The organism is Haloferax sp. SDI50, assembly GCF_059802635.1.
In genome coordinates this window covers 976,094-996,721 of sequence record NZ_JBPULL010000001.1, presented here as the reverse complement: position 1 = coordinate 996,721, position 20,628 = coordinate 976,094, and the positions used below count along the sequence as shown (strand labels likewise).

The window sequence follows — 20,628 nt, the reverse complement described above, 5'->3', positions numbered from 1 at the left end:
GCTCCACCGCGACGGGTCACGCACGCCACCTTCGCTGAACCCAGCCCCTATCTGGCCGGGCCGACTACGGGACAGCGAACGATGCAGGTCGCAGTCATCGGCGCGAACGGCGGTATCGGACGGCAGCTCCTCCCGCGGCTCGCGGACGCCGGGCACGACCCCGTCGGCGTCGTCCGCGACGAATCGCAGTTCGAGGCGGTCCGCGACCGCGGCGGTGAGCCGCGACTGGGCGACCTCGAAGGCGACTTCGAATCGGCGCTCGACGGGGCCGACGCGGTCGTGTTCACCGCCGGCTCCGGCGGGTCGACCGGCGCGGACAAGACGCTCACGGTCGACCTCTGGGGCGCTCGGCGGGTGATCGACGCCTGCGTCGAGGCGGGTATCGACCGCTTCGTGATGATTAGCTCCATCGGCGCGGGCGACCCGCTTTCGGGCCCGGAGGCGCTGCGCCCGTATCTGGTCGCCAAGCGCTGCGCGGACGACTACCTCGAACAGTCGTCGCTCGACGCGACGATTCTCCGCCCCACGAGGCTCACCGACGCGGCGGGCACCGGCTCCGTCTCGCTGACCGTCGAGAGTCTCGACGGCGACACGCCCGAGATTCCGCGGGCCGACGTGGCACAGGCGGTCGTCGCCAGTCTCGATATCGACCGGACGGTCGGCGAGACGCTGACGCTCACGGGCGGCGACACGACCATCGAGCGGGCGCTCCGCGGGGACGACTGAGTCGGTGAGACACCCGCGGTCGCGGCGCAATCGGACCGCAATCACGCGGTTTCATATCCTTCCGCCGAGCAGGTAGCGAAACCGTGAGTACGACTGACGACACGACGGGCACGCGACGCGAGACGCTGGGCATCGTCGTCGGCTTCTTCCTGCTTTCGACGGCGGCCGCGGCCTACGAAATCGCCCCGGCGAGCGTCTTTCCGGCCATTCAGGACTCCCTCGGACTGAGTTCGAGCACGGCGGGCTGGCTCGTCAGCATCATGTACGCGACGGCGGTCGTCACGAGCGTCCCCGTCGGCGTCGTCCTCGACCGCTTTTCCGTGCGCCGCGTGGTCGGACTGGCGACCGTCGCGCTCGTCGTCGCCGGCGGCTGGGGCTGGTACGCGGCCACCGCCGGCGCGTTCGGCTGGCTCCTCGCCTCGCGGGTGCTCGGCGGACTCGCCTACGTCACGTTCTGGAACGCGGGCGCGAACGTCGTCGGCAACGCGGTCCCTCCGGCACAGCGCGCGACCGCGGTCGGCGTGTTCACCGCGAGCGCGCCCGTCGGCTTCGCCCTCGGGCAGTTCGGGAGCCCGCTTATCGCAAACGCGGCGGGCTGGCCCGCGATTCTCCCGCTGTACGCCGCGGTCGCCGTCGTCGGCGTCGTGTGCTTCGCGGCCGCGACTCGCCGCCGCGTCCCCGGTGTCGACGCGCCGTCCCCCGACGGGGCGGCACTCCGCGAACTGTTCGGGAGCCGGGCGGTCTGGACCGTCTGCGCGCTCTGTTTTCTCGCCTACTCGCTGTACCTGTTCGTCAACACCTGGCTGCCGAGCTTCCTCGCCAGCGAGTTCGAACTCTCGCTGGCGGCGAGCGGTCTCCTGACCGCGCTGTTCCCCGCCATCGGCGCGGTCGCGCGGTCGACGAGCGGCGTGGTGACCGACCGCGTGTTCGGCGGTCGTCGCCGCCGCGTCATCGTCTCGTCGTTCGCCCTCGCCACGCCCGCGGTCGTCGCCTTCGCGTTCGTCTCGGGACTCGCCTCCGTCGTCGGCGCGGTCGTCGTCGTCGGCTTCGCCATCCAGCTCGTGACGGGACTCATCTTCTCGTACATCGCTGAACTCGTCGCCCCGTCGGTGCGAACCACGGCCGTCTCGCTCCTGACGAGCGTCGGCCTCCTCGGCGCGTTCGCCGCGCCCATCGCTGCCGGCGCAATCATCGACTACGCGGGCTACGCGCCCGCGTTCTTCGCCGCGGGCGGCGTCGCCGTCGTCGGCGTGCTTCTGGCGCTCCGCGCGCCGGAACCGACGCGGGCGTAACCGCGCGCGCCGCTCCGCCGTCTCCCCGCCCGTAACCGCCGCTCTCGCCCGCCGATATTTATATATTAACTATTCAGTCAGCTTATGTATGATGGGAACGGACGACTACGTATGGCCCGCGCAGTCAACCCCGTTCGAACCGACTACTCGAACACCCAGATGGGTCTCATGGGGACGCTCATCGTCGCTGGGATTGCAGTACTCATGATTCCGTTCGCGCCGTTCATCCTCCTCGGTCTGCTGTGGAGAGCGTTCCACTAGGGACGGCGAACCACGCGTTGACCGGCGGATATCGGGCACAACGCATTTTATCGCGCCAAACGACCGACCGACTGGTATGTCCGTTCCCCGACGTACACTCCTCCACCACTGTGGCCTCGCCGCGATTGTCGGGCTCGCGGGATGTGCCGGCTTCGGTACGTCCCCCGACGGTGCGCCCGACCTCGTGCTCGTTAATCAGAACGACGCCCCAATCACTGTCGAGACGACTGTCACCGACGCCACCGGCGAGACGCTGGTCTCCACGCGTCTCGACGTGCCCGTCGTCGAGGGTCACGGTCGTCCGAACGCGTCGATCGACAACGTGTTCGATACCGACGGAACGTACACCGTCTCGGTCGACGTGACTGACGGACCGTCGGCCACGACAGAACTCGATGTCGACGGAACTGCTGAGGACACCGACACTCACCAAGTGTACTTCGAGGGTGACGAGATTACTTTCTCGTGACCGCCGAGACGGACCCACTTTCCCGCCGACTCGCCGTCGGTCTCTCCCTCTCGCCCACCGACAAAATATTCGGAAACCATGTATGTTCAATTGAATATATAATAATTGGTACGGTTTGTGTAGTTGAAATCTTGAATCGACGTATTACCCACAGCTGAAGCATTGAACCGCCGAGATAGCTTCTCAGGCGCGTCGCTCGCGTTCTCGAATCAAACTGCGATTCGAAACTGACGACACACGAGCTGAAAGAGCAGTTTGGGTGCTATTCGAAGCAATATCTCAACCATCATTTCGACACATATGTTAATTGTTACTACTATTGAATACTCAAAACACTGTCTTGAATACACGGCCCGTGCGACGGTGTTCACGCCGGGCGTCACCGGCGGCAACAGCTCACAGTAGAACCACAACTGTCGACCGTCAGGACGATGCAACGCATCGGCTTGACGGCGATGCTCAGCTATCGTCGTCACTCCGGCCGTCGGTCGCGAGCATCGCGGGCGATGGTGAGTTCGATTGTTTACTGATCGAGGTCGAAGTCGTTCTCGACGAGTTTGACGAGCCGTTCGACGGCCTGCTCGCCGTCGCTGCCGTCGGCGGTGATGACGATTTCCTCGTCCGGACCGACGCCGAGCGAGAGAACGGCGATGCTGCTTTTCGCGTCTACTTCCGTCTCCCCGCCCGCTTTCCGCACGGAGATGTCCGTCTCGAAGTTCGACGCCGTCTGGACGAACATCGACGCGGGGCGTGCGTGAAGACCGGTCTCGTGCTCTACGACTACTGTCGCTGATTTCGCTGGCATCCGTGCGATGATTTCCCACGCCGGTACTAAAGGCTTTACCTGAATTAAGGCGCTAAGGACCCTTCCTCAACGAGCGAGCGAGTGGGGAGGGGATACAGCGTTCACAAGAGCAGAAACCGATTCCGTACGTCGACTCCGACCTCGGCGATAACCCGTTTCTCGGCGTTCGCGGCGTCCGGAACGTCGACGACGAGTCGGCGGCGGCGCTCGCCGAGGCGGCTCTCAGCGCCGAGACCCGCGAGGACGTGCGAGCGCTCGTCGACTGAGAACTGGATAGAGTGGCATGGAGTGAAGTGGAGTACTGGCCGCTCGCTCGTCGTGAAGCACCACTCCACGGCGTCGTCATCTCCCTTTCAGCCGTCGAAATCGACACAGCGCTCGACGACGAGGTCGAGCAGGCCGTCGGCGTCGCGGCGCTTCGTCAGTTCGGCGAACTCCTCGGCCTGGAAGAGTTTCGCGAGGTTCGAGAGGAACGACGAGTACCCGTCGGTGTCTGTCACGAGGAGTAACACGACGACTTCGGCGTCGACGCGCTCGTCGGGGTTGTCCATGCTCCGGAACGCTATCGACTCACCCGCGGGCGGCAGTCCGAGGAGCACGGCCTGTTCTGTGACGTGGTCGGGGTCGGCGTGGGGGATGGCGATACCGAACCCCATCGTCGGGATGTCGAGTCCCGTCGGGTATTCGGTTTCGCGTGCCAGAAGGGCGTCCGCGTAGCTCTTGTCGGCCCAGCCTTGGTCGTAGGCGTACGCGCCGAGTTCCGTGAGGACCGCTTCGTCCGTCTCGCCAGTCAGTTCGAGGCTTTCGGTTCGCATCGATGAGTCGTACGCGGGTCTCCGAGAAAAGTGTTGGTACCGGTTCGCCGGCGATGCCGCACAACGCGGCGACTCGTCGCGGTCGAGTCGCGGACACCGACGGGTAACTGCGCGGTCAGTCGTCGGAGCGACCCTCTGCGCCCGAGGCGTCGACGGTCGAGCCGATTTTGTTGGGCAGGAGGCCGCCGCCTTTGCCGGTGTGACGACGTTCGACGGTCTCCCGCGCTTTCTCTTCGGACGCGCCGGCGACCATGTACATCCGCTGGGGCCACATCCGAAGCGCGACCCAGATACCGAGGACGATGACGAGCCCGACTGCGAGGGCGACCGGTGCCGGGATGAGGGCCAGAATGCCCGTCGCGGGCGACCCCGCGTCAGCGACGGGCGACGTGATGAGCCCGCGACCACCGAGGTCGAAGCCCGCGCTCCCAGCCGCCTGCGTCAGGAGCGGAGCCACCGCGGAGGAGATGTAGTGCAGCGGAACCAGCAGGATGGTGCCCGTGACGACCATCTTCACGATGTTGCCGTTCATGATAGGGACCATCAGCGCGAAGAAGAACGGGAACGTCGCCAGGTCGATTCCCCACAGCACGTCGTTGCCGGGGAGGATAATCGACATCACGATGGCGATGGGGACGATGAGCAGGCTGGACGCGATGACCGACTCGTGGCCGATGAGGATAGCCGAGTCGAGGCCGATCGCCATGTCGCGGTCTTCGAACCGCGAGGTCATGTAGTTCCGGATCGACTCCGAAAGCGGCGTCAGCCCCTCCATGAGGATGCCGACCATCATCGGGAGGATATGCATCACCGCGGCGAACGAGATGCCGGCGGTGAGGATGGCGTACCAGCTCTCGGCGACGAAGAGCGCGTTACTGTAGGCGGCGATACCGATGACGAGCCCGATGGCGAGGCCGACGAAGATTGGTTCACCGAGAATGCCGAACCGGTCTTGAATCGCGTCGGGGTCGGCTTCGATGTTCCCGAGCGGCGTCTTATCCACCGCCCAGTGAATCGGAATCGCGGCGACGGCGTAGGGTGCCGAGGTCCCGTGCGGAATGGAGATTCCGGGCGTGTCGAACGTCTCTTCGACGGCCGGTTGCGTCCAGTCCGCGGCCACGAGGACGAACAGCCCCAGCGTCAGCCCGACCGCCACCGAGTACAGCCAGTTGTTCGTGCTCATGTAGACCAGTCCGCCGATGAAGGCGAAGTGCCAGTAGTTCCAGATGTCCACGTTGAGCGTGTACGTGAAGCCGATAGCGAAGAGGACGAGGTTCATCACCACGAACAGCGGAATCATCCAGACGCCGAGTTCCGCGATACCGAAAGCGATGGCGGCGGCGGCGGGCCAGCCGACGTCGACCGCCGGAAGCGTGATGCCGGTCACCTCGACCATCTGTTGGGCCAGCGGACTGATGTTCTCGCTGAACAGCCCGATGACGAGATTGATGCCGATGAAGCCGATGCCGATGAGGATGGACGAGCGCGCCGCCTTCAACACGTCCACCCGGAACGCGAGCGCGATGAGGAAGATGATTATCGGCAGGAGGACGCTCACGCCCAACGATTGGATTACGCTGTTGATAGAATTCAACAGGGAACTCACACCACTCTGTAAGAATACTTCTGGTACTGCCATGTTATTAACTCACAACCCTGTCTCAGAATGAGAGTGCCTCTACATAAATGTTGCTGTCATTCGTGAAAGATTCGTGTCGGCGACGTATCGGTCAGCCTTCGAGCGCCGCGGCGATGTCGTCGAGGACCTCGTCTTGGCCGATACCGGTCATGAACGCCGTCGTGTGGATGACCGGGATGTCGAACTTGTCTTCGTTGAGTTGCGTCGTGGTGACGATGAGGTCGAAGTTCCCCGACGAGACCTTGCCGGGGGCTTCCGTCGCCTTCGCCTTAGCGATGGTCCCGATGTCGAGGCCGCGCTCCGGGAGCTTCTCTTTCAGCGCTTCCTTGACGACCGTCGACGTCGCAACCGATGTGCCACACACTACGAGGATGTTTTTCGCTGTCATTGTCGTGTATTGCACATCATCGATGACAACTAAAAAGATTGCGCCGGTCCGACGCGCCGCAGCCCCGAGCGGAGCGAGACGGGACGGTCTGCCGTCGGCGGCCGTCTCAGGGAAAACTCGCGGCGATGTCGCGGAGGAGCGGCTCCGGCTCCGACGCGAGCGACACGGCCGACGCGGCACCGGTCGCGTGACCTCCCTGTTCGAACGCGAGGCGGACGTCTTCGGCGGTCGAGATGCCGCCGCCGACGAGGACGCGAGTGCGCGGGTTTTCCTCTTCGACCATCGACATGAAGTCGCGGACGCGGTCGGGATGTGTCTGCGTAATCGCGCGGTCCGACGAGATGTCTTCGGGCATCTCGTATATCATCGAGTCGGGGTCGAACTCCGCGACCGCCCGACCCATCTCGATGCTGTCGACGCAGACGACCGAGTCGAGGTCGAGGTCGCGACAGCGCTCGATTTTCCACACGAGGTCGGACAGCGTGTCGCGGTTCTCCGCGTGGTTGATGACGACGCCGTCGGCCCCCGCGTCTGCGACGGTCTCCGGGAGGATTTTCCCCATCCCGCGACCGGGCTCGACGGCGTCCATCGCGGGCGCGGTGACGGCGAGGTCGGTGTGTTCGGTTATCAGCCGGATGTCCGGCAGTTGCGGCGTCAACACGAAGCGCGCGTCGGTCTCCGCCTCTATCGTTTCGAGCAGCCGCGCGAACGCGAGCGCGTCCTCGCCGCTCGTGTCCGGATACACCTTGAAGTTGACCTGAAAGTGGGGGTACGGGAGGTTCATGAGTGGGTCCGGGGACTACCTCGGGGAGTCATAACAGCGTCTCCGCCTCCTCGATAGTCGCGCCCTCGTGGACGATGGCCGAGAGCGCGTCGATGATGGCCGCGGGGTCGTCCCGCTGCCAGACGTTCCGGCCGAACATCACGCCCTGCGAACCGGCCTCGACGGCACCGTGGACCATCTCCAGTACCTCTCGGTCCGTCTCGACGGTGGGGCCGCCGGCGATGTACGTCGGCACCGGCGCGTTGTGCACGATGCGCTCGAAGCCCGTGGGCGGGTACGGGGTCTTCAGGATGTCCGCGCCGAGTTCGAAGCCGAGGCGGTTGGCGTTGACGAGGTAGTCGGTGTCGAACTCGTCGTCAGCGCGCTGGCCCCAGAGTGTGGGCTCGACGATGAGCGGAATCCCCGCGTCGTCGCAGTCTTCGGCCGCGGCCGCGACGAACTCGGCGTTCTCCTTCAGCACGTCGGGACTCTCCCGCCCGAAGACGAGCGCGACTTTCGCGGCGTCGGCCACCTCGGCGCAGTCCTCGACGCTGAACACCTGGGAGTGGATTTCGGCGTTCTCGACGTCGCCCGGCATCGTCGAGTCGTACAGGAGGTCGAGCGTGCCGATGGTGTGGACGTCGGCGGCGTCGATTCGGTCCTCGAAGCGCTTCAGAAACGGCACGCTCGCCAGGATACCGTCGGGGCCGGCATCCAACACCGTGTCGAGGAGCGCCGCGGGGTCCTCGAACCCCTCAAGCGAACCCCAATGGAGGCCGTGGTCGATGGCGACAGTCACCGATCGTCCGAGTCGTTGGTCCGTCATGGTTATCGTAGAATCGTCGTGGTAATCGTTCGCTCGCGCGGGCCGCACAGTTCGAAGAACATGACCTCTTCCCAGGTCCCGAGGTCGAGCTCCCCGTCGCGGAGGACGAGAAGGACCGGTCGCTTGATCATCGCGGAGATGAGGTGCGCGTGGGCGTTCGGCTGCTCGCCCGCGGTGATGTGGTCGAGGTCGTGGTAGTAGCCGTCGTCCGGGGGGGCTATCTCCTTGAACTTGTCAATCATGTCGTCGAGGAGCTTCTCTTCGTACTCGTTGGTCGAGAGCGCCGCAGACGTGTGGGGCGTCGACACGTACACGAGTCCATCGGTCACGCCGAGGTCCTCGATGGTCGCTTCCACCTCGGGAGTGACGCTCAGAATCTCGAACCTGCTGTGGCTCTCGATGGAGAAGCTCTCTGTCTGTATCTCCATACACCGTAGCTCAGGGAGTGAGCGTAAATAGTTTTTGCCGACAATCTCCCGAACGCCGCACAGCGACCGTTAGGCGGCAGATATCTTGGGCTCTCCCTTCTACAACCACCGTTCGGACGGTGTCGGTGGTTCGCTCCACTGTCTCACCGAGTCGAACAGTTGTTCTGCTCGGTGGAACAAACTATTTAGGGTTGCCTCGACGACACGCAGTTATGACAGAAAACGCGCCCAACCGGATCGAAACGAGTCGGAAGACGATTCGGGTGCTCGACGCGCTTCGAGAACACGGGTCGAGCAGTGTGACGTTCCTCGCGCGGGAACTCGGGATGAACAAGAGCACGGTTCACAACCACCTCAGCACGCTCGAAGCCGAGAAGTTCGTCGTCCGCGACGGGACCGATTACGAACTGAGTCTCCGCCTGCTCGGGTTCGGGGGATACGTACAGCACCGCCACCCGCTGTATCAGGTGGCGAAGCGGGAGGTCCACCGGTTGGCGTCCCAGACCGGTGAGCTCGCGAACCTGATGGTCGAGGAGTACGGACAGGGCGTCTATCTCGCCTCCGAACAGGGTGAGCGGGCGGTCGATTTAGACATCTACCCCGGCCTCAGACGGCCGCTCCACGCCATCGGTCTCGGAAAGGCGATACTGGCGCACCTCCCGTCCGAGCGCGTCGACGAAATCATCGAGGAACACGGCCTTCCCGCGGAGACCGACCAGACGATTACCGACAGAGCGGAACTCGACGCACAGTTGGCGACGGTCCGTGACCGGGGCTATGCCGTGGACAACGAGGAACTCATCAGAGGGCTCCGATGCGTTGGCGCCCCCATCATCGCGAAAGACGGGACCGTCCTGGGTGCAATCAGCGTCTCGCAACCCGTCAGCCGCATGAATAACGAGCGGTTCACCGACGAGGTTCCCGACATCGTCCAGAGCGCCGCCAACGTCATCGAACTCCACACGAACCACTAAAGATTACAAGCGTATCTTTGTAATGGGATGTCTCGACGACTCTTACAAGTCGCAGCCGGCTCTGACGGTGTCGTTCAGTCAGAGTGCACGCTCGTTCTCAAATGCAGAATAAATACTACTCCAACAATAATTATAGTCTAGCTGGTTATATCTCTTATCTCTGCGGTTATCTACTTGTATTCTCCCGAATCGGAGCGATTTGTCAACCAGATATGCTCTTCGATAGAGCGTATGCTAACTATTGACAACTGAACCCCGCTGTCGCCAGTCGGCCGAACCGCGCCCTCGTGCCCTCGCCGGGGTACCATCCTCGGAAGGATTTAATGGCGTCCTGCGTGACGGCGTGGTATGGAGAGCCCGCAACTGGTCGGCGTTCATCTCGGTACCGCGAGCGTGCATGTCGATGTGTACAGCACCGACGGCGAACGACTCGCCGGCGGTGAGGCACCCGTCGCCGAGCAGACGACGCTCGCGTGGGAGCGAGCGCTCCACGAGGCGGCGCCGGCGCTCCCGCAGACCGGCATCGGCTCGGTCGCGAGTACGTCGGGGACCGCCGTGCTCGTCGATAAGTACGGCGAGCCGGTGTTCCCCCCGCAGATGTACTTCGATTCCGCGCCCGAACAGGCGTCGAAGCTCCGCGACCTCGACCTGTCTGACCTCTCGATTAACCAGAATATCGCGTTTTCTCCGACCAGTCCCCTCCCGAAGATTCTGAAGCTTCGCGAGGAGCACCCCGAAAAGTTCCAGCGGGTGGAGTGGATTCTCAGCCCGACGACGTGGCTGTTGTACCGGCTCCGATTCGACGCGTCGACGCCGTGGCGCGATATCGAGACCGACTGGACGAACGCGTTGAAGTTCGGCGCCGACGTGACGACGCCACTCCCCACGTGGTTCGAGTCGCTGTTCGAGACGCTCGACCTGCCTCGGTCGCTCTTTCCAGCGATTCGCCCCCCCGGCTCGTTCATCGGGGTCGCCGACGGTCAGTTGGCCGAGCGGACCGGCTTCGACGGTATCAAACTCTTTCAGGGGCTCACTGACGGCAACGCCTCGGTGCTGGCGAACGGCGGCGTCAAACCCGGGGATTTCAGCATCACCTTCGGCGCGTCGAGCGTCGTCAAGTACGTCTCGGAGTCCGTCTCGCCCCACCCGGCGCTGTACTACCACCGCCACCCCATCGACGGCTATCTGCCAGGTGCGTCGTTCGACACCGGCAACCTCCTCCGATGGTTCTTCGACCGCGTCCTCAACTGCACGCCGGAGCGCGGGCTCGAACTCGCCCGACAAGTCCCGAGCGGCCACGGCTACGAGGTGTTCCTCAAGGGCAACCGAAGCCCGTTTTTCGACGCCGACGTCGCGGGGTCGCTCCTCGGACTCAACTACGACAACTCCCTGTCGACCGAGGAGGTCCACGGCCGACTGGCGCGCGGGCTCATCACCGGTATCATCCTGACCGAGTGGACCTATATCTCGCTTGTCGAAGAGCACTTCGACACCGACATCGACCGCGTGCTCGTCATCAACGACGGGACGCCGACGCTCGATGGCAACTACGACTGGTGGAATACGCTCCGGGCGTCGATATGGGACCGCCCGGTCGTCGAGATGGAACCGCGAACGACTGCCGGCGCGGTCATGGCTCCCGCGCTCATCACGTCGATTTACAGCGACGTCGAGACGGCGGCGGAAAACCTCCTCCGAGAGCGCGACGTTATCGAGCCGGACCCGTCGGTCAGCGCGGACTTCGATACGCAAAAAGAGGCGTACTTCGACCGATGGCGGGACATCGCGGCGTTCTATCAACGGGAGTGACATCGACCGTGGCGGCGAGGCCCGCCGACTGGACGACGACCGACCGCGTCGATGGCACGGACGCGGGAACCGTAACCCCCCGATATATTACAAGAGTACATCTGTAATCTACACTGCCTATCTCGTATCCGAGCGAAGCACGTGACCGCTCGGTCCGAAACGGTTTCCAACCCGCGTGGAAAGTGATGTGCGGCGGCTCCGACCAGCGGCGACCATACCAACCGGCGTTACGGTTCCGCGGGTCGCTCGCTCGCCGCCGAACCACTCAACGACACTCGAAACCGTGCGTTCGCGTGGCTATCACGGAGCAAGTCCCCACGCAGTGCAACTCGTCCCGTTTAGTGCTTTCACTCAGAGTGGAAACGCAACTCTCGACCCGAACCGTTCGTAATCGTGGCATTACAACGCAGACGATTCCGGAACCATCCACTTGTCGCACACGGAGGCGGACGTTCTGAAAGCGCTTCTCTGCATGCAACGGTCCCGTTTCGAGACGGAGACGGAGAGCCCTACGCCGAATGGTGGTCGGTGAGACAGCCGATACCCCGACCTAGGGTCGCTTTCTCGGCTAGCGTTCGATTCAGCAGTGGTAACCGTGCTCAACTACGCCCCAAACCCGAATATTTAATCAGGTTGGAAACAGTGTGTTATCGTATGGCAAGAAACGAACCACGAACGCTCGAGGCGGTTGAACGGACTCTCGAAATCGTCGAGGCGCTAGTGGAGGAGGACTCACTCGGGGTGACGGAACTGTCGGAGCGAACCGGACTCCCGACGAGCACCGTCTACGTCCACCTACAAACGCTCCGAGAGAACGAGTACGTCGTCAAAGAGGACAGCAAGTACCGACTCTCGCTTCAGTTCCTCCACTACGGGGGCAAGATTCGAGAGCGGCTTCCGGTTTACCGACACGGGCGACAGGTCGTCCACGACTTGGCGAAAGAGACCGGCGAACTGGTCAATCTCGCAATCGAGGAGAGCGGTCGCGGCGTCGTGATTTTCATGGCGCGCGGCGACAACGCCGCCGTCGACCTCGCGCCCGTGGGGAAGCACTCGTACCTCCACCGACCGGCCTTCGGGCGGGCCATCCTCTCGTGTTTCTCCGACGACGAGGTGAACGACATCGTCGACAAGTGGGGGCTTCGAGCGGTCACCGAAAACACCGTCAACACGCGCGAGGCGCTCTTCGAGGAACTCGACGCCACACGAGAACGCGGGTACGCCATCGAGCGAGACGAAGGCGACGTGGGTATCAGCTGTGTCGGCGCGCCGATTCAGGACATCGAAGGCAACCCCGTCGGCGCGATCAGCGTGACCGTCCCGTCGAACAAACTCCGGGACGACCGCGTCGAAGAGGAACTCTCACACAAGATTCTCAACGGGACCAACATCATCGAACTCAAGATAGAACACGCGTAACCGACGATGCGATGTTTCCACGCCAGTTGGAAAACCGCCGAAACCACCTGACGAGGGCTCCGTGTTCGTCACGCTCGCTCGACGGCGACGCGGGCGGCGGTTCGAATCGCATCGACCATGCTCGACTCGGATGCGATGCCCTGTCCCGCGATATCGAACGCCGTGCCGTGGTCGACGCTCGTCCTGATAATCGGCAGTCCGACCGTCATGTTGACGCCGCTGACGGTGTCGGTGCTGTCGAAGCCGAGCATCTTGATGGGGATGTGTCCCTGGTCGTGGTACATCGAGACGACGCAGTCGTAGTCGCCGGCGGCCGCCTTGACGTAGACGGTGTCCGGCGGGATGGGCCCTTCGGCGTCGATGCCCGCCGCACGGGCCTGTTCGACCGCCGGTTCGATGGCGTCGTCGTCTTCCGTTCCGAGGAGTCCGCCCTCTCCGGCGTGGGGATTCAAGCCGGCGACGGCGATCGTCGGGTCGTCGATTCCCAGGTCGCGCAACCCCTGAGCGGTGACCGTGATGGTGTCGAGGACGTTTTCGGTCGTCACGAGGTCGCAGGCCTCGCGGAGCGGGACGTGCGTGCTCACGTGCGTGACGCGCAGTCCCCCCTCGATGAGCATCATCGAGTAGTTGTCCGTCTCGGTGTACGCCGCGAGCATCCCGGTGTGGCCCGCGAATTCGCTTCCGGCCCGTGCCGTCGCCTGCTTGTGAATCGGAGCCGTCGCGATGGCGTCGATGTCGCCTGCGATGGCGAGTTCGATGGCGCGCTCGACGTACTCCAGCGAGGCTCGTCCGTACGCTTCGTCGATTTCGCCGTGAGTGAGCGACGCGACGTTGTCGAGGTCGAGGACGGACAGCGTCGACGGGTCGGCTCGAACGTCAGCGACGGTGTCGACCGCCTCGACGGTCAGGTCGCTCCCGCACTGCGCTACCGCGTTCCGGACTGCGTCTGCGTCACCGATGACGACGACGTCCGCGTCGTCGGTCACCTGCGGTGCTGCCTTGACGATTATCTCGCTTCCGATACCACCGGGGTCTCCCATCGTCACGCCGACGAGGGGTCTCTCTGCTTCCGTCATCACCGCGTACCGATGAAGTCGAGGCAATTAACTATTGTCGTCGGGTCACCGAACGACCCTGCCTTGGTCACAAGCAACGTCTCGTCCGCCGGTCCGCCGCGAATTCTGGTGAGCGGAACCCCCTCCGAAAGTTCGATTCCCGTCAGGTCGAGCGACGCCGCGTCGAGTTCGTCGAGCACCGCGATAGTCGTCGAACCGCCGGTCGTGAACAGGCCGGTCAGTGGCCGCGACTCGTGGACTCGTCGGACGGTCTCGCGCAACGCCGTCGCGATTCGGTCTTTGACGGCGCTTTCGTCGAGTCCGAGCGCGTCCGCGGTCCGATGTACCGCGTCGACGGCCCCGGGAGACGCGGCCGACGTGACGACAGCGAAGCCGTGGACGCGCTGTGCGTCGAGAAGCGGGCCGAGCGCAGAGGCCGCGGCTTCTTCGGGGCGTTCGAGCATCGCCTCGGGGTCCAGTACCACGAGCGCACCGTCGGGGACTGCGGTGAGTTGCTCGAACGAGGTCTCGCTGACGCTCCCGACGACCCCGAGTACCGCCCCTTCGTCCCCGTCAGTGGGTGAGAGCGACAACGCCCCCGCGAGCCCGCCGCTCCCCGCGTAGGCGATATCGGCGGCGAGCCGGTCGGCCGCGTCGGCGAGCGACCGAAGGTGTGTCTGCGACGTTGCGTCGGCGACGACGACGGTCGGTTCGTTGTGGCGTCTGTGTATCTCGGTGAGCCGCGACCGGACGGCCTGCCGTCCCGCGTCTACGATGCCCGTGTGCATCGTTTCGACGGGGTACGGGACCGACGAGAGCAAATCCACGACGGATGACGCCGAAGGGAGGTTCTCCGAGTCGGTGAGCGTCTGAAGGACCGGGTCCCCATCGACCAGTTGGACGCCGTCTTCCGTCGTCCGTCCGTTCGCCGGAAACGCCGGCGCGAGCAACAGCAGGTCCGGCGTCGCGGCGTCGAGGAGCGCCGTCAGTTCGTCAGCGACGTTCCCGCGGAGCGTCGAGTCGAGTTTCTTGTACAGGACGGGCGCGTCGTGTGCTGCCACGACGGTTCGAACCGAGTCGTACGCCTCCGTCGGCGGCGCTTCCCGCGTCTCCGTGTCGACGACGAGAACGTCACAGTCCGTCGGTGCGTTCGGGTCGAACACGACGTTCGTCCGATACCCCCGACTGGCGAATTGACTTCCGGTGTCGTTCGCTCCGGTGATGTCGTCTGCGATAACGACTGCTTGCAACTCGGTCATACCCACCGGTTCCGCCCCGCCCTCATGAATGTTCGGCCGTTGTATGACAAATGTCAACAATGATTAGAAATGTATTTACATTACAATCATGAAGCAGATTTCATGGCATCGAACGAATGCCGAGACAGCGAGAGGAGTGTCACTCGACGCAGAAACGTCCTGAGAGCCGTCGGCGGCTCAGCAGTCGCCGGGCTTGCGGGGTGTATCGGCGGCGGTGGCGGTGGTTCGGGGTCGACGCCCACGGAAGGAAGTACGACCGGTTCGGTCCAAGAAAACGGTTGGCCGGATTACAGCGGGCGCGAGATGCGCGTCGTCACCGACGAGTGTTCGGACGTGTTCAAGCGTGTCTGGGAGGACGCGTTCGCGGAGTTCGAAAACCGGACGGGCGCGTCAGTCACCCTCGAATGCGGTGCGGAGGGCCAGAGCATCCAAGAGCGAATCATTCAGCTCATTCAGTCCGGCAACCCACCGGAGCTGTTCCCGACGTCGGTGACGCAATCGACGCAGCTCCAGAACCAAGGGACGCTCGCGCCGATGACCGACTTGGTCGAGACGGTTACGGACCGACTGGGCATGCCCCACGAGCGGTCGTTTCTCAAACGCGACGGCGAGCATTACACGATTCCCTTCTTCGCGATTCCCTACCTGCAATGGTACCGAGAGGACATCGCCGAGTCGAAGCCGGACTCCTGGGAGAACATGGTCAGTTGGATGGAGGAAGCCAGCAACTCTGACGAGGTGACCGACGCGACGCTGCTCCCGTGGTCGACGCACTACTGTAGCGAACTCGTCGCTCAATGCTTCCTCCGGAGTAACGGCGCGAACATGGCGACTCGGAACGACGACGGCGAGGTCGTGGTCTCTATCGACCAGGGAGAGAACCGCGAGCGCTGGATCGAGATGCTCGAATTCCGCAAACAGCTCCAGCCCTACACGGGTCCCGGCTCGGACATCGGCTGTGAGGAGCGAATCAACGCGCTTCACACCGAGTCGGCGGCGCACACGACGTACGGCGGTGCGCGGCCGAAGATTCAGTCGATCGAACGCGACCGCGACTTCCACCAACACATCCGCGCCGAGCCGATTCCGGGCCCCGACGGCCCCGGAGAGTTCTTCGGCGTCATCAAGTCGATCTGTTCGTTCGAGGGGTCGAACACGGACATGGCGAAGACGTTCCTCGACCGATTCATCTTCCAACCGGAGTACTACGAGCGCTACATCAACATCCAGAACGCGCCGCTGTACCCGAAACAAAAAGAGGAGATAGACATGCGGGAGAAGCTCCCGGACTCCTACACCGACGAGGATATCGCGGCGTGGAAATCTGTCACCGACGCGATTCCGCCGGCGCACGAGACCAGCCCACCGAACCCCTACGTCGATTCGATCTTCACGACGCGACCGGGTTCGACCGCCATCTCGCTCGTGATCAGCGAGGACATGGCACCCGGCGAGGCGGTCGACCAGGTCGCCGAGAGCGCCCGCGAGTCGCTGAACCAGGCGAAAGGGCCGTAGCGATGCGTGACTCACGTCACAGCCACCGACACCGGAGGCCTTCGTCTCGACGTGTCGAAGGCCCCGTAACCGCGACAGCGGACTCCGTTACATTCCAAACGACACACCGATTCACACACGACCCCAACAACAGATGACCAACGAACTTCACGGCGTCAATCCCCCGCTTATCACCCCGCTCGACGCTGACGGCCAACTGAAAGACGACGCGTTCAGAGACGAGATTCGCTACCATCTCGACGCCGGCGTTTCCGGCGTCGTCGTCGGCGGAAGCACCGGCGAAGGGATGCGGATGAGCAACGACCAGCTCCAGCACCTCTACGAAGTCGCGGTCGACGAAGTCGACGGCGCGGTTCCCGTGGTCGCGGGAGTCATCGCGCGGCAGACGCGCGAGGCCACCACGAAAGCGGGGCTCGCTCGCGATGCCGGCGCTGACTTCCTCATGGTGATGCCACCGACGGGGTACGCCGGCTCGCATATGGCTGACAACGACTCGATTCGCGACTACTACCGCGCGATTGCGGACGTCTCGGAGCTCCCAATCGTCGTTTACGACGTCATGTCGTTGCTCGACCTCGACGCGGAACTCGTCGGCGACCTCGTCCGGGAGATTCCGGAAGTCGTCGGTATCAAGGTCAGCAGCACGCTCGGCAACTTGACGCACTATCTCCGAGCTATCGGCGACGACGGCTTCGTGCTCGGTGGGATGAGCATCGCGCAGTTCCCGACGTACACGCTGGGCGTCAACGGCGGTATCGTGGGTATCAGCAGCGTCTGCCCGCGTATCTCCGTCCAAATCTGGGAAGCTACCCAACGCGGCGACTACGACCGCGCTCGCGAGCTTCACCTCTCTATCGTGCCGCTCATCCGCGCCGCGATGGAAGACTACGAGTCGAACTTCCCCGCTGGCGAAAAAGCCGCCATCGACGTCCTCGGGCGCGACCCGGGCCATCTCTTCCACCCGTTCGACGAGGTGACGAACGGCGACGAGAAACGCGCGGCAATCGAGCAGGCCGTCGCACACATGCGCGAACGAGGAACCAGAGAAGTGGTCGCCGCCGACGATTAGGGCAGTCGTCTCCCGCCCCGAATCTGTCTGCCGTCCAACCGCGACGCAGATTTCCGGTGTCGCTCTTGTCTGCGACGACCCGGCGTGCAGTCGGCGTCCCTTGCCGATTTCTTTTCCGTGCCACCTAGGCACCGACCTCGAGGCGTGTTCGGTTCGGAACCCGCAGCACCCGTCACTCGTGTGCCACCGCTGGTGGTTCTTCCAGACGGTTCGTAAAAGCCCGCTCTCGGGCCGGTGTTACCAGTCGACCCAGTCTCGGTCGGCGATTCGTAGCTCGCGGTCGATATCGTCGATACGAGCGAGTTCGTCCGACGCGAGTTCGATATCCGCGGCGTCGAGGTTTCCACGGATGTGGTCTTCGCTCGACGCCTTCGGGATTGGGTGGACCCCGTCTTTCGAGAGCAGCCACGCGATGGCGACCTGCGCCTCGCTGAGCCCGTTTTCGCGGGCGATGTCGGTTATCTCCGGAATCTCGAAGACCTCGCCGCGGGCGAGCGGCGAGTAGGCGACGACTTCGATATCGTGACCGCGACAGTACTCGATGAGGTCCGGTTGCGGGAGCAGCGGATGCAGTTCGACCTGATTGACGGCGATTGGAACGTCGCAGGCGGCCCGCGCCTCGTCGAGCAGGTCGGCGGTGAAGTTACTCACGCCGACGTGTCGAATCAGGCCCTCGTCCCGGAGTTCGGCGAACGCGCCGAGCGTGTCGGCGGGGTCGTAGTCCTTCGCCGGCCAGTGCACGTAGAGGACGTCGACGTAGTCCACGCCGAGGCGGTCGAGGCTCTCGGAGACCGCTTCGGGGACGCGGTCGGACGCGAGGTCGCCCGGCCAGAGTTTCGTCCCCAGCGTTATCTCCTCGCGGTCGACGTCCGCACGCTCGATTCCGTCGCCCACGTAGGCCTCGTTGTCGTACAGTTGCGCCGTGTCGATGTGGCGGTAGCCCATCTCCAGCGCCGTTCGGACGCTCTCCGCACAGGCGTCCGGGTCGGTGTTCTGCCACGTTCCGAAGCCCACTCTCGGCTCTCCAAATACCATGGTCGTCAGTACGTTCTCGCACACTCCTATAATAATCTATGGGGGCGGATACGTCCTCGTCGGGTCGCGCTCCGCCCGCTTTCGTCTTTTTCACTCGCCCCGGTGACTACGGTGATGGGAAGATTTTTACCGTTGGTTCATGAAGAATCGGCACGTTCCATGAGTACAATCAACAAGCATGGCTCTCGGGCTCGAGAACTACGAGACGAGGTGTTCGAGTTTCTTTCGAAGAAGAAGGTACTGGCCGCGCTGACGATTCTCCCGCCGATGTTGCTCTTCACGTTCGTGAATCTCGTTCCGATTGTCGGCGTCATCGGCGCGAGTTTCTTCAGCATCAACGCGTTCTCGAACGAGTGGCAGTGGATCGGTGTCGCGAACTTCGAGACGCTCCTGTCGAGCGATTCGTTTTACGATGCGCTCAGCCGGTCGGTCGTCTACGCGGGCGGTTCGGTCGTCATTCAGGTGGTCTTCGGCACTACCCTCGCGTTGCTACTCAATCGGTCGTTCAAGTTCGTCAACATCGCGCGGACGTTCGCGATTCTCCCGTATCTCATCCCGAACGCGGTCATCGGCTTCATGGCGCTCTGGATGCTGAACTCGCAGTGGGGAATCGTCAACCAACTCGCCGTCCAGATCGGACTCACCGAGGGGTACGTGTCGTTCTTCGGCAATCAGGGCTCTGCGATGCTCGCGGCGATTCTCACGAGTAGTTGGAAGGACTCCATCTTCGTCACGGTGATGGTGCTCGCTCGGTTGCAGGCCATCCCGGAGAGCTTCTACGAGGCCGCGAAGATGTCCGGTGCGACGGCGTACCAACGCTTCCGGGATATCACCCTCCCGAACCTGAAGGGTGTGTTCTTCATCGTGTTGCTGCTGCGTGCGGTATGGATGTTCAACACCTTCGACTACATCTGGGTCCTCACTCAGGGCGGCCCTCGCGGGGCGACGACCACCGCACCCATCTACGCGTACAACGTCGCCTTCGGGACGAGTCGACTCGGTATCGCGGCGGCCGTCTCGACCGTGTTGTTCCTCGTGTTGTTGGTCGCGGCGGTGTTGTACTTCCGCATCTTCGAACCGTCCGCGGAGGTGCGTGCAGAATGAGCATCCGCAACGACATCGGGCGGAAGTGGTCGAGCGTCAAGCAGCGAACCGTAGACAAGCCGTGGAACCCGCTGACGCACCTCTCGCACCAAGGTCGGTCGAGAGGGTGGAACCTGCTTTTGAACGCCCTGTTGGTGCTGCTGCTCTTCGTCGTCATCTTCCCCATCTTCTGGATGGTCAGCACGGCGCTGCGGCCGACCGACATGATCTACAACGTTCCGCAGACGCTGTTGCCGCAGACGTTCTCCGTCGAGAACTTCGTCAATACGTTCGAGGGGACGAACTTCCCGACGTACTTCACGAACAGCATGATTCTCTCGGTCGGCGTCGTCGGCGTCACGACGTCGATGTCGACGCTGGCCGGCTACGGGCTCACGCGCATCGACATCCCACACAAGAAGACGTTCGCGAGAATCATCCTCTTCGGGTACATGTTCCCGCAGATTCTCCTCGCGATCCCGATGTTCATCTTCTGGAGTCGCATCGGCCTCATCAACAGCCACCTCGGTCTCATTCTCGCGGTCACGGCGACGGCGCTTCCGTTCGGTATCTGGCTGATGTGGAAGTTCTTCCAGAACGTCCCCATCTCGCTCGAGGAATCCGCTCAGATGGCCGGCGCGTCGCCGTTCCGCGCGTTCTACGAGATCGCACTGCCGATGGCGAAGCCCGGCGTCATCGCGGTCGCGATTTTCTCGTACGCGACGGCGTGGGGGGCGTACACGATTCCCCGCATCATCATGCCGACCAGTGAGAACTGGCCGCTGACCGTCGGTATCCACATGTTCACGATACAGAAGCAGACGCTCTGGGGGGAGGTGATGGCCGCGAGCGTGATGATGGTAATCCCGGCGTTCATCTTCGTCTTCGCGCTCCAGAAGTACCTCCTCGAAGGCTTCGAAGTCGGCGGACAGATGTAACGCTCGACCGCAGTCCTGTGCCCTCGTTTTTCGCTCGCAGTCGAGCTGAGAATCTGCATC

The 20,628-nt window shown here is 63.4% G+C and carries 22 protein-coding genes; 11 read left to right on the top strand and 11 right to left on the bottom strand.

Annotated elements, in window-relative coordinates:
* The first annotated feature begins 81 nt into the window (after positions 1-81).
* From ACSR87_RS05225 to ACSR87_RS05210, 4 genes are all read left to right on the top strand, one after another.
* Positions 82-726, top strand: a complete 645-nt coding sequence (locus tag ACSR87_RS05225; RefSeq protein ID WP_498529760.1) for an SDR family oxidoreductase — start codon at positions 82-84, stop codon at positions 724-726.
* 83 nt (positions 727-809) lie between these two features.
* The gene (locus tag ACSR87_RS05220) at positions 810-2,018 is read left to right on the top strand and encodes an MFS transporter (protein ID WP_498529759.1); all 1,209 of its coding nucleotides are present in this window, start codon (positions 810-812) and stop codon (positions 2,016-2,018) included.
* A 111-nt stretch (positions 2,019-2,129) separates the two neighbouring features.
* A complete protein-coding gene (locus ACSR87_RS05215) occupies positions 2,130-2,279 on the top strand; it encodes a DUF7535 family protein (RefSeq protein ID WP_008575170.1) in 150 nt (49 codons plus the stop codon).
* 76 nt (positions 2,280-2,355) lie between these two features.
* Positions 2,356-2,748 carry a hypothetical protein gene (locus tag ACSR87_RS05210; RefSeq protein ID WP_498529758.1) on the top strand — a complete coding sequence of 131 codons (393 nt, stop codon included), beginning with the start codon at positions 2,356-2,358 and terminating at the stop codon, positions 2,746-2,748.
* 523 nt (positions 2,749-3,271) lie between these two features.
* On the opposite strand, the gene ACSR87_RS05205 is transcribed toward ACSR87_RS05210, so the two are convergent.
* The 8 genes from ACSR87_RS05205 to ACSR87_RS05170 all read right to left on the bottom strand — a co-directional run bounded on the left by ACSR87_RS05205 (position 3,272) and on the right by ACSR87_RS05170 (position 8,412).
* Positions 3,272-3,553 carry an HPr family phosphocarrier protein gene (locus ACSR87_RS05205; protein WP_498529757.1) on the bottom strand — a complete coding sequence of 94 codons (282 nt, stop codon included), beginning with the start codon at positions 3,551-3,553 and terminating at the stop codon, positions 3,272-3,274.
* A 101-nt stretch (positions 3,554-3,654) separates the two neighbouring features.
* Entirely contained in the window at positions 3,655-3,888 is a 234-nt protein-coding gene (locus tag ACSR87_RS05200) for a hypothetical protein (RefSeq protein WP_498529756.1), read from the bottom strand.
* Positions 3,889-3,906: 18 nt separating this feature from the next.
* Positions 3,907-4,368, bottom strand: a complete 462-nt coding sequence (locus tag ACSR87_RS05195) for a PTS sugar transporter subunit IIA (protein ID WP_498529755.1) — start codon at positions 4,366-4,368, stop codon at positions 3,907-3,909.
* 115 nt (positions 4,369-4,483) lie between these two features.
* Positions 4,484-5,926: a PTS galactitol transporter subunit IIC gene (locus ACSR87_RS05190; RefSeq protein WP_498529754.1), complete on the bottom strand. Its 1,443-nt coding sequence runs from the start codon at positions 5,924-5,926 to the stop codon at positions 4,484-4,486.
* Between the two features lie 172 nt (positions 5,927-6,098).
* Complete coding sequence (locus tag ACSR87_RS05185; RefSeq protein ID WP_004062782.1) at positions 6,099-6,395, bottom strand: PTS sugar transporter subunit IIB; 297 nt, start codon at positions 6,393-6,395, stop codon at positions 6,099-6,101.
* 106 nt (positions 6,396-6,501) lie between these two features.
* Positions 6,502-7,179, bottom strand: a complete 678-nt coding sequence (locus tag ACSR87_RS05180; RefSeq protein ID WP_498529753.1) for a triose-phosphate isomerase — start codon at positions 7,177-7,179, stop codon at positions 6,502-6,504.
* Positions 7,180-7,207: 28 nt separating this feature from the next.
* On the bottom strand, positions 7,208-7,984 hold the full coding sequence (locus tag ACSR87_RS05175) for a class I fructose-bisphosphate aldolase (RefSeq protein WP_004041989.1): 777 nt from the start codon (positions 7,982-7,984) through the stop codon (positions 7,208-7,210).
* Positions 7,985-7,986: 2 nt separating this feature from the next.
* Entirely contained in the window at positions 7,987-8,412 is a 426-nt protein-coding gene (locus tag ACSR87_RS05170; RefSeq protein ID WP_004062779.1) for a secondary thiamine-phosphate synthase enzyme YjbQ, read from the bottom strand.
* 212 nt (positions 8,413-8,624) lie between these two features.
* Here ACSR87_RS05170 and ACSR87_RS05165 point away from each other — a divergent pair, with 212 nt between their 5' ends.
* From ACSR87_RS05165 to ACSR87_RS05155, 3 genes are all read left to right on the top strand, one after another.
* Entirely contained in the window at positions 8,625-9,386 is a 762-nt protein-coding gene (locus tag ACSR87_RS05165) for an IclR family transcriptional regulator (RefSeq protein ID WP_004041991.1), read from the top strand.
* A gap of 348 nt (positions 9,387-9,734) precedes the next feature.
* The gene (locus ACSR87_RS05160) at positions 9,735-11,195 is read left to right on the top strand and encodes an FGGY family carbohydrate kinase (RefSeq protein ID WP_008575187.1); all 1,461 of its coding nucleotides are present in this window, start codon (positions 9,735-9,737) and stop codon (positions 11,193-11,195) included.
* A 654-nt stretch (positions 11,196-11,849) separates the two neighbouring features.
* On the top strand, positions 11,850-12,614 hold the full coding sequence (locus ACSR87_RS05155) for an IclR family transcriptional regulator (RefSeq protein ID WP_498529752.1): 765 nt from the start codon (positions 11,850-11,852) through the stop codon (positions 12,612-12,614).
* 68 nt (positions 12,615-12,682) lie between these two features.
* Here the strand turns inward: ACSR87_RS05155 and pdxA are convergent, their stop codons facing one another.
* Positions 12,683-13,690, bottom strand: a complete 1,008-nt coding sequence (pdxA, locus tag ACSR87_RS05150; protein WP_498529751.1) for a 4-hydroxythreonine-4-phosphate dehydrogenase PdxA — start codon at positions 13,688-13,690, stop codon at positions 12,683-12,685.
* Positions 13,690-14,928 (bottom strand): four-carbon acid sugar kinase family protein, encoded by a 1,239-nt coding sequence (locus ACSR87_RS05145; RefSeq protein WP_498529750.1) that lies wholly within the window; start codon positions 14,926-14,928, stop codon positions 13,690-13,692. Before ACSR87_RS05145 ends, pdxA begins: the two co-directional genes overlap by 1 nt.
* 102 nt (positions 14,929-15,030) lie before the next feature.
* Here ACSR87_RS05145 and ACSR87_RS05140 point away from each other — a divergent pair, with 102 nt between their 5' ends.
* Positions 15,031-16,443: an ABC transporter substrate-binding protein gene (locus ACSR87_RS05140; protein WP_498529749.1), complete on the top strand. Its 1,413-nt coding sequence runs from the start codon at positions 15,031-15,033 to the stop codon at positions 16,441-16,443.
* 133 nt (positions 16,444-16,576) lie between these two features.
* Complete coding sequence (locus ACSR87_RS05135) at positions 16,577-17,512, top strand: dihydrodipicolinate synthase family protein (protein WP_498529748.1); 936 nt, start codon at positions 16,577-16,579, stop codon at positions 17,510-17,512.
* Positions 17,513-17,749: 237 nt separating this feature from the next.
* Here ACSR87_RS05135 and ACSR87_RS05130 read toward each other — a convergent pair whose 3' ends face one another.
* The gene (locus ACSR87_RS05130) at positions 17,750-18,526 is read right to left on the bottom strand and encodes an aldo/keto reductase (protein WP_498531037.1); all 777 of its coding nucleotides are present in this window, start codon (positions 18,524-18,526) and stop codon (positions 17,750-17,752) included.
* Between the two features lie 180 nt (positions 18,527-18,706).
* On the opposite strand from ACSR87_RS05130, the gene ACSR87_RS05125 reads away from it, so the two are divergent.
* Positions 18,707-19,651, top strand: coding sequence for a carbohydrate ABC transporter permease (locus tag ACSR87_RS05125; RefSeq protein WP_498529747.1), 945 nt, complete (start codon positions 18,707-18,709; stop codon positions 19,649-19,651).
* On the top strand, positions 19,648-20,568 hold the full coding sequence (locus ACSR87_RS05120) for a carbohydrate ABC transporter permease (protein WP_004062769.1): 921 nt from the start codon (positions 19,648-19,650) through the stop codon (positions 20,566-20,568). Before ACSR87_RS05125 ends, ACSR87_RS05120 begins: the two co-directional genes overlap by 4 nt.
* The last annotated feature ends 60 nt before the right edge of the window (positions 20,569-20,628 follow it).

Excerpts from the sequence above, each read along its gene's own strand:
- ACSR87_RS05175 (WP_004041989.1), bottom strand. The coding sequence starts at position 7,984 with ATGACGGACCAACGACTCGGACGATCGGTGACTGTCGCCATCGACCAC.
- ACSR87_RS05160 (WP_008575187.1), top strand. The coding sequence starts at position 9,735 with ATGGAGAGCCCGCAACTGGTCGGCGTTCATCTCGGTACCGCGAGCGTG.
- ACSR87_RS05225 (WP_498529760.1), top strand. The coding sequence starts at position 82 with ATGCAGGTCGCAGTCATCGGCGCGAACGGCGGTATCGGACGGCAGCTC.
- ACSR87_RS05155 (WP_498529752.1), top strand. The coding sequence starts at position 11,850 with ATGGCAAGAAACGAACCACGAACGCTCGAGGCGGTTGAACGGACTCTC.
- ACSR87_RS05195 (WP_498529755.1), bottom strand. The coding sequence starts at position 4,368 with ATGCGAACCGAAAGCCTCGAACTGACTGGCGAGACGGACGAAGCGGTC.
- ACSR87_RS05215 (WP_008575170.1), top strand. The coding sequence starts at position 2,130 with ATGGCCCGCGCAGTCAACCCCGTTCGAACCGACTACTCGAACACCCAG.
- ACSR87_RS05170 (WP_004062779.1), bottom strand. The coding sequence starts at position 8,412 with ATGGAGATACAGACAGAGAGCTTCTCCATCGAGAGCCACAGCAGGTTC.
- ACSR87_RS05140 (WP_498529749.1), top strand. The coding sequence starts at position 15,031 with ATGGCATCGAACGAATGCCGAGACAGCGAGAGGAGTGTCACTCGACGC.
- pdxA (WP_498529751.1), bottom strand. The coding sequence starts at position 13,690 with ATGACGGAAGCAGAGAGACCCCTCGTCGGCGTGACGATGGGAGACCCC.
- ACSR87_RS05205 (WP_498529757.1), bottom strand. The coding sequence starts at position 3,553 with ATGCCAGCGAAATCAGCGACAGTAGTCGTAGAGCACGAGACCGGTCTT.
- ACSR87_RS05120 (WP_004062769.1), top strand. The coding sequence starts at position 19,648 with ATGAGCATCCGCAACGACATCGGGCGGAAGTGGTCGAGCGTCAAGCAG.
- ACSR87_RS05180 (WP_498529753.1), bottom strand. The coding sequence starts at position 7,179 with ATGAACCTCCCGTACCCCCACTTTCAGGTCAACTTCAAGGTGTATCCG.
- ACSR87_RS05125 (WP_498529747.1), top strand. The coding sequence starts at position 18,707 with ATGAGTACAATCAACAAGCATGGCTCTCGGGCTCGAGAACTACGAGAC.
- ACSR87_RS05185 (WP_004062782.1), bottom strand. The coding sequence starts at position 6,395 with ATGACAGCGAAAAACATCCTCGTAGTGTGTGGCACATCGGTTGCGACG.
- ACSR87_RS05145 (WP_498529750.1), bottom strand. The coding sequence starts at position 14,928 with ATGACCGAGTTGCAAGCAGTCGTTATCGCAGACGACATCACCGGAGCG.
- ACSR87_RS05210 (WP_498529758.1), top strand. The coding sequence starts at position 2,356 with ATGTCCGTTCCCCGACGTACACTCCTCCACCACTGTGGCCTCGCCGCG.
- ACSR87_RS05165 (WP_004041991.1), top strand. The coding sequence starts at position 8,625 with ATGACAGAAAACGCGCCCAACCGGATCGAAACGAGTCGGAAGACGATT.
- ACSR87_RS05135 (WP_498529748.1), top strand. The coding sequence starts at position 16,577 with ATGACCAACGAACTTCACGGCGTCAATCCCCCGCTTATCACCCCGCTC.